The 12,734-nt window shown below is 62.9% G+C and carries 13 protein-coding genes; 8 read left to right on the top strand and 5 right to left on the bottom strand.

Annotation, left to right across the window (positions count from 1 at the left end):
- Positions 1 to 39 precede the first annotated feature (39 nt).
- The 5 genes from epd (at position 40) to ACOCLD_RS04855 (ending at position 4,386) form a co-directional block, all read left to right on the top strand.
- Positions 40 to 1,146, top strand: coding sequence for an erythrose-4-phosphate dehydrogenase (epd, locus tag ACOCLD_RS04835; RefSeq protein ID WP_422911051.1), 1,107 nt, complete (start codon positions 40 to 42; stop codon positions 1,144 to 1,146).
- A gap of 86 nt (positions 1,147 to 1,232) precedes the next feature.
- Positions 1,233 to 2,393 carry a phosphoglycerate kinase gene (locus ACOCLD_RS04840; RefSeq protein ID WP_422911052.1) on the top strand — a complete coding sequence of 387 codons (1,161 nt, stop codon included), beginning with the start codon at positions 1,233 to 1,235 and terminating at the stop codon, positions 2,391 to 2,393.
- A gap of 16 nt (positions 2,394 to 2,409) precedes the next feature.
- The gene (locus ACOCLD_RS04845) at positions 2,410 to 2,730 is read left to right on the top strand and encodes an MliC family protein (protein ID WP_422911053.1); all 321 of its coding nucleotides are present in this window, start codon (positions 2,410 to 2,412) and stop codon (positions 2,728 to 2,730) included.
- 105 nt (positions 2,731 to 2,835) lie between these two features.
- Positions 2,836 to 3,900 carry a class II fructose-bisphosphate aldolase gene (gene fba, locus ACOCLD_RS04850; protein ID WP_090250017.1) on the top strand — a complete coding sequence of 355 codons (1,065 nt, stop codon included), beginning with the start codon at positions 2,836 to 2,838 and terminating at the stop codon, positions 3,898 to 3,900.
- 60 nt (positions 3,901 to 3,960) lie between these two features.
- The gene (locus ACOCLD_RS04855) at positions 3,961 to 4,386 is read left to right on the top strand and encodes a hypothetical protein (RefSeq protein WP_422911054.1); all 426 of its coding nucleotides are present in this window, start codon (positions 3,961 to 3,963) and stop codon (positions 4,384 to 4,386) included.
- Here ACOCLD_RS04855 and ACOCLD_RS04860 read toward each other — a convergent pair.
- A complete protein-coding gene (locus ACOCLD_RS04860; RefSeq protein ID WP_422911055.1) occupies positions 4,383 to 5,348 on the bottom strand; it encodes an alpha/beta hydrolase in 966 nt (321 codons plus the stop codon). The two genes, ACOCLD_RS04855 and ACOCLD_RS04860, sit on opposite strands and share 4 nt — an antisense overlap.
- Before the next feature lie 177 nt (positions 5,349 to 5,525).
- Between ACOCLD_RS04860 and ACOCLD_RS04865 the strand changes: the two genes are divergently transcribed.
- The 3 genes from ACOCLD_RS04865 (at position 5,526) to ACOCLD_RS04875 (ending at position 7,726) form a co-directional block, all read left to right on the top strand.
- Positions 5,526 to 5,981 (top strand): hypothetical protein, encoded by a 456-nt coding sequence (locus ACOCLD_RS04865; RefSeq protein WP_422911056.1) that lies wholly within the window; start codon positions 5,526 to 5,528, stop codon positions 5,979 to 5,981.
- 31 nt (positions 5,982 to 6,012) lie between these two features.
- A complete protein-coding gene (locus tag ACOCLD_RS04870) occupies positions 6,013 to 7,113 on the top strand; it encodes a PQQ-dependent sugar dehydrogenase (protein WP_422911057.1) in 1,101 nt (366 codons plus the stop codon).
- Positions 7,114 to 7,201: 88 nt separating this feature from the next.
- On the top strand, positions 7,202 to 7,726 hold the full coding sequence (locus tag ACOCLD_RS04875; RefSeq protein ID WP_257776800.1) for a YgjP-like metallopeptidase domain-containing protein: 525 nt from the start codon (positions 7,202 to 7,204) through the stop codon (positions 7,724 to 7,726).
- On the opposite strand, the gene ACOCLD_RS04880 is transcribed toward ACOCLD_RS04875, so the two are convergent.
- The 4 genes from ACOCLD_RS04880 to yccS all read right to left on the bottom strand — a co-directional run bounded on the left by ACOCLD_RS04880 (position 7,709) and on the right by yccS (position 12,657).
- Positions 7,709 to 7,942: a DUF2789 domain-containing protein gene (locus tag ACOCLD_RS04880; protein ID WP_422911058.1), complete on the bottom strand. Its 234-nt coding sequence runs from the start codon at positions 7,940 to 7,942 to the stop codon at positions 7,709 to 7,711. The two genes, ACOCLD_RS04875 and ACOCLD_RS04880, sit on opposite strands and share 18 nt — an antisense overlap.
- 35 nt (positions 7,943 to 7,977) lie before the next feature.
- Positions 7,978 to 8,460, bottom strand: coding sequence for a GreA/GreB family elongation factor (locus ACOCLD_RS04885; protein ID WP_422911059.1), 483 nt, complete (start codon positions 8,458 to 8,460; stop codon positions 7,978 to 7,980).
- A 135-nt stretch (positions 8,461 to 8,595) separates the two neighbouring features.
- Complete coding sequence (locus tag ACOCLD_RS04890; protein ID WP_422911060.1) at positions 8,596 to 10,383, bottom strand: diguanylate cyclase domain-containing protein; 1,788 nt, start codon at positions 10,381 to 10,383, stop codon at positions 8,596 to 8,598.
- A 96-nt stretch (positions 10,384 to 10,479) separates the two neighbouring features.
- A complete protein-coding gene (gene yccS, locus ACOCLD_RS04895) occupies positions 10,480 to 12,657 on the bottom strand; it encodes a YccS family putative transporter (protein WP_422911061.1) in 2,178 nt (725 codons plus the stop codon).
- Positions 12,658 to 12,734 lie beyond the last annotated feature (77 nt).

The raw sequence follows: 12,734 nt of genomic DNA on the forward strand, positions 1-12,734 counted from the left end.
TGCGGCTCACCCATCCTACGGTTCCCTATCGAGACCACCATGTCCAAGCGCCCCTATCGAATTGCCCTCAACGGCTATGGCCGTATCGGCCGCTGCGTGCTGCGTGCGTTGCATGAGCGCGGTGCGGGAGCGCAGTTGGAAATCGTCGCGCTGAATGATCTTGCCGATCAGGCCAGCATCGAATACCTGACCCGTTTCGACTCCACCCATGGGCGCTTCCCCGGTGAGGTGAAGGTCGACGGCGATTGCCTGCATATCAACGGCGACTGCGTAAAAGTACTGCGTCAGGCCAGCCCGGAAGCCATCGACTGGGCGGCGCTGGATATCGACCTGCTGCTCGAATGCTCCGGTCAATACACCAGCCGCAACGAGGCGCAGCGCTTTATTGAGGCTGGCGCGCCGCGCGTGCTGCTGTCACAGCCGATGGCCAGCGAAGCGGATATCGACGCCACGGTGGTCTACGGGGTCAATCAGGATTGCCTGAGCGGCGCCGAGCAGTTGGTGTCCAACGCCTCCTGTACCACCAACTGCGGCGTACCGCTGCTCAAGCTGCTGAATGAGACGGTGGGCATCGACTATGTGTCGATCACCACCATCCACTCGGCGATGAACGACCAGCCGGTGATCGACGCCTACCACCACGAAGACCTGCGCCGCACGCGTTCGGCCTTCCAGTCGGTGATTCCGGTCTCTACCGGGTTGGCGCGGGGTATCGAGCGCCTGCTGCCAGAACTCAGCGGGCGTATCCAGGCCAAAGCCATTCGTGTGCCTACGGTGAACGTCTCGTGCCTGGACATCACCCTGCAGACCGCGCGTGACACCTCCACCGAGGAGATCAACCGCGTGTTGCGCCAGGCCGCGGAAAGCGGCCCGCTCAAGGGCTTGCTGGCTTATACCGAACTGCCGCACGCCAGTTGCGACTTCAACCATGACCCGCATTCGGCCATCGTCGATGGCAGCCAGACTCGCGTCTCCGGGCCGCGTCTGGTCAATCTGCTGGCCTGGTTCGACAACGAGTGGGGGTTTGCCAACCGCATGCTCGATGTTGCTGAACACTTTCTACTACAAGCCAATCCACAAGTGAGCGAGCTAGAGCGAGACAAGGCAAAAACAGGCGAAGAAGCGCAGTTTACGGGTGGTAAATGAGCATTCTGAGCCTGTTTTTAACGCCGTATCGCCGACGCGCAGCCACTTGTTGTTTGGCGTAACCAGCCCCCGTGAAGGACTGAACTATGACTGTTTTGAAGATGACCGACCTCGACCTCGCCGGTAAGCGCGTGCTGATCCGCGAAGACCTCAACGTGCCGGTAAAAGACGGCGCGGTGAAGAGCGACGCGCGCATCCTCGCCTCCCTGCCGACCATCAAACTGGCGTTGGAGAAGGGCGCAGCAGTCATGGTCTGCTCGCACCTGGGGCGTCCGACCGAGGGCGAATTCAGTGAAGAGAACAGCCTGGCGCCGGTTGCGGCCTACCTGAGCAAGGCGCTGGGTCGCGACGTGCCACTGGTCAAGGACTACCTGGGCGGCGTCGAGGTGAAAGCCGGCGAGATCGTGCTGTTCGAGAACGTGCGCTTCAACAAGGGCGAGAAAAAGAACGCCGATGAACTGGCCCAGCAATACGCCGCCTTGTGCGATGTGTTCGTCATGGACGCCTTCGGCACTGCTCACCGCGCCGAAGGTTCGACCCATGGCGTGGCCAAGTTCGCCAAGGTCGCCTGCGCCGGCCCGCTGCTGGCCGCCGAGCTGGACGCCCTGGGCAAGGCGCTCGGTGCACCGGCGCGGCCGATGCTGGCCATCGTCGCCGGCTCCAAGGTGTCGACCAAGCTGGACGTGCTCAACTCCCTGGCCGATATCTGCGATTCGCTGATCGTCGGTGGCGGTATCGCCAACACCTTCCTCGCCGCTGCCGGCCTGCCGGTGGGCAAGTCGCTGTACGAAGCGGATCTGGTCGACACCGCCAAGGCCATCGCGGCCAAGGTCAGCGTGCCGTTGCCGGTTGACGTGGTGGTGGCCAAGGCCTTCGCCGAAGATGCCGAAGCCACCATCAAGGCCGTGGCCGACGTGGCCGAAGACGACATGATCCTCGATATCGGCCCGCAGACCGCGGCCATGTTTGCCGAGATGCTCAAGGCTTCCAGCACCATCCTGTGGAACGGCCCTGTGGGCGTGTTCGAGTTCGATCAGTTCGGCAATGGCACCAAGGCCCTGGCCCTGGCCATCGCCGAAAGCTTGGCGTTCTCCATTGCCGGTGGCGGCGACACCCTGGCGGCCATCGACAAGTACGGCGTGGCGGCGAATATCTCCTACATTTCCACCGGTGGTGGTGCTTTCCTCGAGTTCGTCGAGGGCAAAGTGCTGCCGGCCGTTGACGTGCTGGAACAGCGCGCCAAGTAATTAAGGAGTGATGGCCATGCTGAAGCCTGTTTCCCTGCTGGTGGTGTCCGTCCTGTTAGGCGCATGCGCCAGCCAGCCGGCACCCTCGGACAACTGGACACGCTGGGTCTGCGACAGTCAGGCCGAAGTGCTTTGGCGCTTTGCCGACAGCAGCCTTGAGTCGGTTGACGTGCGCCTGGGCGGCGGCGATATCGTTTATCGCCTGACTCAGGAACCTGCAGCTTCCGGGGCGTTGTACAGCGACGGCATGCTGTCTTTCCATACCAAGGGCGAAGAAGGGCTGGTGTACTGGACGGCCAACGATGACCTGATCGGCCGTGGCTGCAAGGCACCCTGAAACGACTTGAATACAGGCCGGGTTTGCTCCCGGTCTGAATGACTTGAATAGCGCCTGCCCCTGCGGCAGGCTTGCACGATTAACCCCACCGGGAGAAAGAACACCATGGCACTTATCAGCATGCGCCAGATGCTCGACCACGCCGCCGAATTCGGCTACGGCGTGCCGGCCTTCAACGTCAACAACCTCGAGCAGATGCGCGCGATCATGGAAGCGGCCGACAAGACCGACTCCCCGGTGATCGTCCAGGCGTCCGCTGGCGCCCGTAAATACGCCGGCGCGCCGTTCCTGCGCCACCTGATCCTGGCGGCCATCGAAGAATTCCCGCATATCCCGGTGTGCATGCACCAGGACCACGGCACCAGCCCGGACGTTTGCCAGCGTTCGATCCAGCTGGGCTTCAGCTCGGTGATGATGGACGGCTCGCTGAAAGAAGACGGCAAGACCCCGGCCGACTACGACTACAACGTGCGCGTGACCCAGCAGACCGTGGCGTTTGCCCACGCCTGCGGCGTGTCGGTGGAAGGTGAGCTGGGTTGCCTGGGCAGCCTGGAAACCGGCATGGCCGGCGAAGAAGACGGTGTTGGCGCTGAAGGCGTGCTCGATCACAGCCAGATGCTGACCGATCCGGAAGAAGCCGCTGACTTCGTCAAGCGCACCCAGGTCGATGCCCTGGCCATCGCCATCGGCACCAGCCACGGCGCCTACAAGTTCACCAAGCCGCCGACCGGTGACATCCTCGCCATCGACCGCATCAAGGAAATCCACAAGCGCATCCCCAACACCCACCTGGTGATGCACGGTTCCTCTTCTGTTCCGCAAGAGTGGCTGGCGATCATCAACCAGTACGGCGGCGACATCAAAGAAACCTACGGCGTACCGGTTGAAGAAATCGTCGAAGGCATCAAGTACGGCGTGCGCAAGGTCAATATCGACACCGACCTGCGTCTGGCGTCCACCGGTGCCATGCGCCGCCTGATGGCCGAGAACCCAAGCGAGTTCGACCCGCGCAAATTCTTCGGCGCCACCGTGACCGCCATGCGCGATATCTGCATCGCCCGTTACGAAGCCTTCGGCACCGCCGGCAACGCCTCGAAGATCAAACCGATCTCCCTTGAAGGCATGTTCCAGCGTTATGCCAAGGGTGAATTAGCCGCCAAGGTTAATTAACGCTGTTGTTGTACCGAGAGCCCCGCCGAAGCGGGGCTTTTTGTTATCTGGAGGGTGTAGATGTACAGAACGATCGGGCTGTTGCTGGCATTGGTTCTGTTAGCCGGCTGTGCGGCCCAGCCGCAAGTGAGTGGGCCGATTGCTCCAGCGATTGTGGCGAGCGATCCGCAGCGCTGTGATAGCCGTGCCGAGTGCACCACCAAGGTCTCGCGTACCCTGCTGTTTGTCTACGACTACGCGGCGGTCGGCGCGCCGCTGGTGCAGCGCGATGGACGCTTGCTGTTTACCCCGGCCGATGCCCCTGTCACTGATTGGCCGGCGCTTTATATTCGCCTGGCCGAAGCCGAACACAGCGCCTTTGCCTTTAATGCGCAGTGCCGGGCGCAGGCCTGTCGCCTGACGGCCCCACAGCTACTGCAGATCTACCGCAGCTACCTGGCAGGCAAACCCTGTGCCTTCAGTACGGCGGTGTGCCGTATCGACTAACGCGGCGGTAGGCCGGCGAGAAACGCCAGAATTGCCGCCTGCACCCGTGGCGTGTCCTGCGGCGAGAGGATGTCGCCAGCGAGTACATGGTGCGAGGGATCCTGGGTGTCCTTGAGGGCAATCAGCTGTTTGTGCGGCGAGCCGAAGCGGGCAAAGGCGGCCTCGATGGCAGGGGCGCTGACCACCTGATCGTCCTGCGAATAGAGTGTGAGAATTGGCGTTTTGATTTGCTCCAGCGGCTGCTCACGCACGTATTTCACCAGCGCCATCATCGGCAGCAGCGCCTGCACCGGGTAGCGGTGGCTCCAGTAGCGCGCCTGCTCGGCGTTACGCGGTTGCCACTGATGCTCCGGGCCCAGCAACAGGGGTACAAAGTGCGTGGCCCAGGGCCAGGTGAGTACGGTGGCGGCCGGGTCTTTGGGGGCAAAGTTCGGCGACACCATGACGTAGGCCAGCACCTGCGGGTTATCGCCCTGCAAAGCCAGCCAGGTGGCCAGAGTGGCGCCGGTGGAGGTGCCGATCACCAGCACCTGTTTGCCCAAACGCTGGCCGATCTGCAGGGCCTCCTGACTGTCCTGCAACCAGTCCTGCACGCTGGCCTCGGCCATCGCGGCCTCGCTACGGCCGTGACCGGTGAGGCGGGTGTAGAACAGGTTGGCGCCCAGCTGCTGGGCCAGTCGGTCGCTGAGCGGTGCGGTTTCCTGGCGAGTGGCCGAGTAACCATGCAGGTAGATGATCGCCAAGTCGGTCTGGCGCTTATCCGGATAAGCCCAGACGATGGTCTTTTCCGCGCCGGGGGTGATGTCCGCGTGGCGCGCTTCACTTTCGTTCAGGTAGCGCTCAAGGTCGGCGGGCAACTGGGCAGGCGTCAGTTGCGTGTCAACGGGCGGTACGGGACCGAGGCTGAATACCAAGGCAAGCAGTGCGAGGGTCAGCGCAGCAAGGGGCAGGGCTTTTTTCATCGTGCGGTTCTTGTGTGAGTTGTTGTCGGCAGGATGGCTGTCGGCATTCTGCTACAGCGCCGTGCCTGCTGCCATCGCCCATCTGTGTGCGTGGAAAAACCATGTAAAACACCGACTATCTGCGGCTGCGCAGGCTGGGCCATACTCGGCGCACCCTTTTTCCGGATATTCGCCCGCATGCCAAGCAAACTCCGCACCCTGTTGTACTTTCTAATGGCCGTGCTGCTGGCGAGCGCGCTGGGCAGTGTGCTGCAGACCCAGTTCAACCTGGCCAGTCTGCAGGCCCTTGGCGCGCCGATGTCGTTGAGCGTGCGCCTGCACACTACCGGCCTGGATCTGCTCGGTTTCAGCCCGACTTTCGCGGTGCTGGTGCTGCTCGGTTTCGTCTTTGCCTTGCCCTCTGCCAGCTTGCTGACGCGCAGTTGGCCCGCTGGGCGCTGGCTGTTGTTTGCCCTGGCTGGGGCACTGGCGGTGCTGGCGGCCATGGCATTAGCCAATGCGCTGTTGCCGATGCCGACGCTGATTGGCGCCAACCGCACGCTGGCTGGCACTCTCGGCCTGATGGCCTGCGGCAGCCTGGGGGCGCTGTTGTTCGCCAGCCTGGCGCAGCGCGCGCCGGCAGTTCACGCCTGACTCCATCCACTTCGACCATAAGGCCCGTGCCATGCTGAATACTTCCCGTGCTCTGCTGTTGCTTGGTCTGCTTGGCAGCAGCCTGGCCAGCGCCATGGATTACCGCATCGAAACCGTGACCGAAGGCCTGGAGCATCCCTGGTCCATGGCCTTCTTGCCGGACGGACGGATGCTGGTGACCGAGCGAGTCGGCCGCCTGCGCATCATCGAGCAGGACGGCAGCCTCAATCCGCAGCCGGTCGGTGGCGTACCCGAGGGCTTTGTCGCGGCCCAGGCCGGGCTGATGGAAGTGCTGCTCGACCCTGATTTTGCCAGCAATCAGCAGCTCTACCTGAGCTATGCCTACGGCACTACCCAGGCCAACAACACCCGCCTGAGCAAGGCGCGGCTGGTCGATGGTCAGCTGCAGGACGTGCAGGTGCTGTTCAGCGCGCAGCCGGCCAAGTCCGGTGCCGCGCATTACGGCGGGCGCATGGCCTGGCTGCCAGACAACAGCCTGGTGCTGACCCTGGGCGATGGTTTCGACTGGCGCGAGCAGGCCCAGGACCCGAGCAACCACCTTGGCAAGATCGTGCGCCTCAATCGCGACGGCAGCATTCCCAAGGACAACCCGCTGGTGGGCCAGACCGGCGCGGCCGCAGAGATCTACAGCCTGGGCCACCGCAATGTGCAGGGCATCGTCTATGACGCCGAGTCGCAACGCCTGTACAGCCATGAGCATGGTCCGCGCGGTGGTGACGAGCTGAACCTGATCAAACCCGGCAATAACTACGGCTGGCCGCTGATCACCTACGGCATCGACTACACCGGCGCGCAGATTTCGCCGTACACCGAGCTGCCCGGCCTGCAGCAACCCTTGCTGCACTGGACGCCCTCGGTGGCACCGTCGAGCCTGACCCAGTATCGCGGCGCGTTGTTCCCCGAGTGGCAGGGCGACCTGTTTGCCTCGACCCTGGCCGAACGCAGCGTGCGCCGCATTCGCCTGCAAGACGGCAAGCGGGTCGAGCAGGAAGTGCTGTTTGCAGAGTTGGACGAGCGTATCCGTGATGTTCGCAGCGGCCCGGACGGTGCGTTGTACCTGCTGACTGACAGCGCCGAGGGACGGCTGCTGCGTGTGCTGCCAAAGCAGTAGCTCTGCCGAATGACCTTGAACGCCGCATCCTGACGCGTGCGGCTTGCGGCATAATCCACGGCCTTACTGTGCCCGTGCTGCTTCGACCATGACCCCGCTTAAATACCTGCAAGGCTACCCGGCCCAACTGCAAGACAAGATTCGCCAGCTGATTGCCGAGCAGCGTCTGGGCGATTACCTGGCGCGCTCTTACAGCGGCAAACACGGGATTCAAAGCGACAAGGCGTTGTATGCCTATATCCAGGGTCTCAAGCAGGAGCATTTGCGCAATGCCCCGGCCATCGACAAGGTGCTCTACGACAATCGTCTGGACCTGACCCACCGTGCCCTCGGCCTGCACACGGCAATCTCGCGGGTGCAGGGCGGCAAGCTCAAGGCGAAGAAGGAAATTCGCGTGGCCTCATTGTTCAAGGATGCCGCGCCGGAGTTTCTGCAGATGATCGTGGTGCACGAGTTGGCGCACCTCAAAGAGGCCGAGCACAACAAGGCCTTCTACAAACTCTGCGAGTACATGCTGCCGGGCTATCACCAGCTGGAGTTCGATCTGCGCGTATACCTTACCTGGCGCGAGTTGCCGGGTACGGCCGGTGAATTGTCAGCCCCGCAGCAGTAGATTGAGCTGATCCACCACTTCGGCCCATTCGGCGTCGGCCAACAGCTGTTGCCGGAGAAAGTCGGCCTGCGCCTTGTCCCAGAAGGGCGCATCGGCCAGTCGGCAACTCTCCGGCAAGGGCGAGTGGCGCTTGATAAAGCGCTCGATACTGGTTTGGTCGTGGTCGAGACCCAGTTGCTGGAACAGTGTGGCGAGCGCTGGCGTGTTGGTTTGCATGAAAGTCTCCCCTGAAAGCTAGTGGCGTTAGCTCTTTAGTCGACCGAGAGAATCTCCAACAGTTGCATGCCACTGGCCAGACGCAGAGTCACTTCGTCGCCAATCTGTTTGCCGAGCAGGCTTTGTCCCAGCGGCGCTTGTGGGCCGATCACCTGCACGGCCTGACCATCCTGCTGCAGCTTCATCGCTGCGCCGTCCGGGCCGAGGAACAGGCACTGGCGGTGCTCTTGCTCGTCGCTCAGTTCGATCAGTGCGCCGAGCTGGATGCCCAACTGCGGGTCGAAGCTGCGCAGCACCAGCTGCTTCCAGCTGGCCAGCGTCTGGCGAATGGCGGCGGCGCGGCGGGCCTGCCCGGTGGCCAGATATGAGGCTTCCAGGCCCAGGGTGTCATATTTGTTTTCGGCGATATTTTCTTCATGGGTCGCCGCTTCATAGGCGGTCAGCGCCGCCTGTTGGGCCTGCAGCAGGTCATCTTCGAGGCGGGCGATTACCTGTTGCAGCAGTTCGGTCTTGTTCATGTCAGGCACTTTCTAGGCAGGCGTGCAGGGTAGCGGAAAAGCATTGGGGCGGGCAGCTGACAGCTGGGCTTGTTCAAAGTTGTGTGGGGGCAGCAGGTAGCTGGCAGGCTGGCGCTGAGTGCTTTTAGCGTGGCGTCAGCCAAACTGGGTGCGGTTACGGCCTGCCGCTTTGGCTTGATACATCGCCGCGTCGGCCCGGCGAATCAGGGTTGTGGTGTCGTCTCCGTCATGGCTCAGGGCAATGCCGATACTGGCCGCGACATGCACGGTGTGTTCTTCGAGGGTCATCGGCTGATTCAGGCGGTCGAGCAGGCGTTCGGCAAGCTGCTGCACGGCTTCGGCTGAGTGCACGCTTTCGCAGACCATGACGAATTCATCGCCACCCAAACGTGCCGCTAAATCACTCTCGCGCATGTGCAGGTTGAGGCGCTGGGCAACTTCCGCCAGTACCAGGTCACCAAAGCCATGGCCATATTGGTCGTTGATGGGTTTGAAACCGTCCAGATCAATCAGCATCACGGCCAGTAGCTCCTGGCGGCGCTGGTTGCGGCTTAATGCCTGGGTCAGGTGCTGCTGCAGTGCCGTACGGTTGGCCAGGCCCGTCAGTGGGTCGCGCATGGCTTGCTCGCTAAGGCGCTGGTTGGCCTCCTCAAGTGCCTGGGTGCGTTCGGCTACCCGCTGTTCGAGAACACGTTCGCTGTTTTGCAGGGCAGCCTCGCGCTGCCGTTTCAGTTCATTGAAGCGTGCGGCGAGGGCGAAAGACAGCAGGATCATTTCCAGGCTTGAGCCAATTTGCATGGAATAGAGCGTCAGGAAGTTCGAGGGGATGATGGCGAAATTACGCAGTGCCAGCAGCACGGCGCCGGCCAGCAACATCATCCAGGCCAGGGCAAACAAGCGGGCCCCTGGCACGCGATAGCCGACGCAGACGAAGCTGGTCAGCAGGAGCATGAGCGTGACCGTCAGCCCGGTCAGCGACATGGTCTGCAAGGCGCGCTGCACCGGCAACAACAGGGTGGCTAGAACGGCCAGGGCGGTCGCGAAGCAGAGCACGACCAGTACACGATCCCAGCGCGGTAGCCACTGACGTGTGTCGAGGAAGCTGCGGGCAAATATCGCCGAGAAGAGGGCGGCCAATGTCAGGCTGACGGGCAGCATGCGGTTGCTCCAGGGAGCAGCCTGCGGCCAAAGGTATTGCGCGCCGAGGCCGTTGAGCGACAGTACGCTGAGGGCAAAGGCGCACATAAACAGCACATAGTTGAGAAAGGGCCGCTCGCGTAGGGCGAGAAACAGCAGCAGGTTGTACAGGCCGAGGGCAATCAGCACGCCGCAGTAGATGGCATGCACCATGTAGCCGCGCTGGCTGTGCTGCTCGAAGTCGCTGAGTGACATCAGGCTGCCGTTCAGCGTCATGCTGCCAGCCGAGTCGACGCGCAGGTACAAGGTGCGTTGTTCGCCGGGTTGCAGGGGGATGTCGAATACCGGCGTGCGGTGGCCGACGCTGCGCTGTGAGTAGGGCACGGTATCGCCAGAGCGAGACGTGCGTATGCCGTCTGGCCCGACATCGTACAGGCGCACTTCATCCAGCGAGGGGTAGTCCAGCTCTACGCGCCAGGTTCGTGCATGCGCGGCGTGTGAGCGCAGCTTTAGGCGCAGCCAGACCGACCCGCGGGTGTAGCCGAAGCTGAGGTCCTTGCGATGGCGAAAGTCGGCGTCGGCCTGCTGTACATCGTCCAGAGTCAGTATGCCGGCGGGGTCCGCCAGGTAATCGGCCAGATCATTCAGGTTTTGCGCGGGTGTGTGGTCGTCTAGGCGTATTTCGGCCTGGCTCAGGGGTATTACCAGAAGCAGGCAGAGCGCCAGGAGCAGCCTGCTTAGGCTGATCGGTAGCGATCGATTAGCGATGTTCCTGGCGGTGAGCATAGAGCGACCAGAGTGGTGTGCGTGCGCGGGCATACTGGCAGAAAGCCTGCTCTCAGCGCTAGCCAACAGCAGCAGGTTGTACCGTTGAGCCCGAGGCTAAGCCTCCGGTTGGCGTTTTTGCAGGTGTGAGGCCAGGGTGCGTAATGGTCCGAGCTGGCGGCAGATCAGTGCCAGTTGGGTTTGCACCAGTCGTTGTTGGTCATCCAGGTCATCGCTGAGTGTTTCCAGCTCGCGGGCCAGCTGCTCTTCGGTATCACTGTAAATGGCCACTGTGCGCTCGTCGCTGAGGCAGCTGGCGATCTCGTCCAGGCTGGCGGCCAACTGACTGGCACTGGTCAGCAGCGGGTTGTCGCTGCCACTCAGGCTGGTTTCACCGCGGTGTGCGCCAAGGCCCGAGAGGTAACTCAACAGGGTGTGGGAGAGCACCAGAAAGCGGAAGCCGATATCCGCTTCCTTACGAAAATGCCCCGGCTCCATCAGCATATTGCCCAGGGTGGTCGACAGTGTGGCGTCGGCGTTGTGTGCGTTACGCCGGGCCAGACGATAGGCCAGGTCGTCGCGCTTGCCGCTGGCGTACTGGGCGATGATTTGTTGCAGGTAGCGGCTGTTGCAGCTCAGGGTACTGGCGAGCAGGCGATTCAGACGACGACCCTGCCAGTCCGGCAGAATCAGCAGCACCGCCAGGCCGGCAATCAGGCTGCCGAGCAGGGTGTCGACCAGGCGCGGAATAAACAGCCCGTAGCCATCGCCGATCTGGTTGAAGCAGAACAGCACCAGCAGGGTGATGGCGGCGGTGGCCAGGGTATAGCGGCTGCTGCGCAGGGCAAAGAACACCACCCCGGCAACCACTGCGAACAGCGCCTGCACCAGCGGATTGGGGAACAGGTCAAACAGCGCCCAGCCGATGAGCAGGCCGAGTACCGTGCCGCTGATGCGCTGCACCAGCTTGAGGCGGGTCGCACCGTAGTTCGGCTGGCAGACGAACAGCGTGGTCAGCAAAATCCAGTAGCCCTGGGTCGGGTGAATCCAGTGCAGCATGCCGTACCCGGCGGCCAGCGCCAGTGACAGGCGCAGGGCATGGCGGAACAGCAATGAGGTCGGCGTCAGCTGCAGGCGCAGGCGTTCCCAGACATCCTTGAGTGACTGCGGTTCGCGGTCGAGCAGGCTGCTGTCCTGTTCTTCGGCCAGGGCGTCGGGGTTGCTGGCGTTGCCCAGCAGCGCATCGAGGCTGCGCAGGTTGCCAGCCAGGGCACCGAGCGAGCGCAATAGATGACGCCAGGCCGGGTTGCTCTGTACGCGCAGGTGTTCGAGCGAGTCGTGCAGGTCGGTCAGGGCCTGGCGGCACAGCTCGCGGTACTCGAACGATTGGCGCAGTTCGATGGCCTGGGCCAGGCGCTGACAGGCTTCGCCGTGCAGGCGCAGCAGACGCTGGCAGCGAAACAGCACATCGCTGTGAAAGAACGCTTCGGCCAGCTCGTTGTAGGGGTAGTGCGATGAACTGGCGCGCTCGTGAATGTCCTGGGCGAGAAAGTACAGTTTCAGGTAGCGGCTGACTTTCGGCCCGGGCCGGCCATTGCCGACCCGGTGCAGGATGATTTCCTTGGTCGCATTCAGCGCCGCCACCACTCGACCATTTTGCTTGGCCAGGGCCAGGCGGCGTTCTTCCACATCCAGCTGACGCAGCGGTTCGAACAGCGCCGCCTTGAGCGTGAGGTACTGGCCCAGTTCGCGGAACAACCGCGCCAGGCTGTGCTGCACCGGCTGGTTGGCAAACAGCGCCTGCCACAGCACTGACAACAGGCCATACCAGGCTGCGCCGGCCACCAGCAGCAGCGGCTCCTGCCACAGCCCGGCGGCGCCGCCGCGTTGCTCCACGCCGATCATGCTGTACACCGCGAGAATCAGCGTGGCCGCGCCGAGGGTGGCGTAGCGTTCGCCGAGGGCGCCGAGCATGGTCAGGGCAAAGCTCGACAGCGCCAGGGCGCAGACGAACAGCCAGGGGTAGGGGAACAGGAACTCCACCGCATAGGCCGCTACGCTGAAGCAGCCGAGGGTGACCAGCAGCGCCACCAGACGGCCCTGCCAGCTGTCGTCGGTTTCTGCCAGGGCGCTGGCGATGACCCCGAGAAACAGTGGAATCAGTGCATGCATCCAGCCCTGCGACCAGCACAGCAGCAGTGCGCCGCTGAGGGCGATAAACACCCGCAGGCTGTAGCTGAATTTATCCTGGGCCCAGAGGCGGCGTAGCGAATAAGGTAATGAGCGCGATGGCATGGCCCGGCCTTGAACAAGCGTAACGGCTAGCAGCCTAACGGAGTCTGTGGCGAGTTGGCAGTCATCGCAGGTGTTTC

Origin of the sequence: Pseudomonas cimarronensis, from assembly GCF_049331905.1 — a bacterium.
GTDB lineage: Bacteria > Pseudomonadota > Gammaproteobacteria > Pseudomonadales > Pseudomonadaceae > Aquipseudomonas.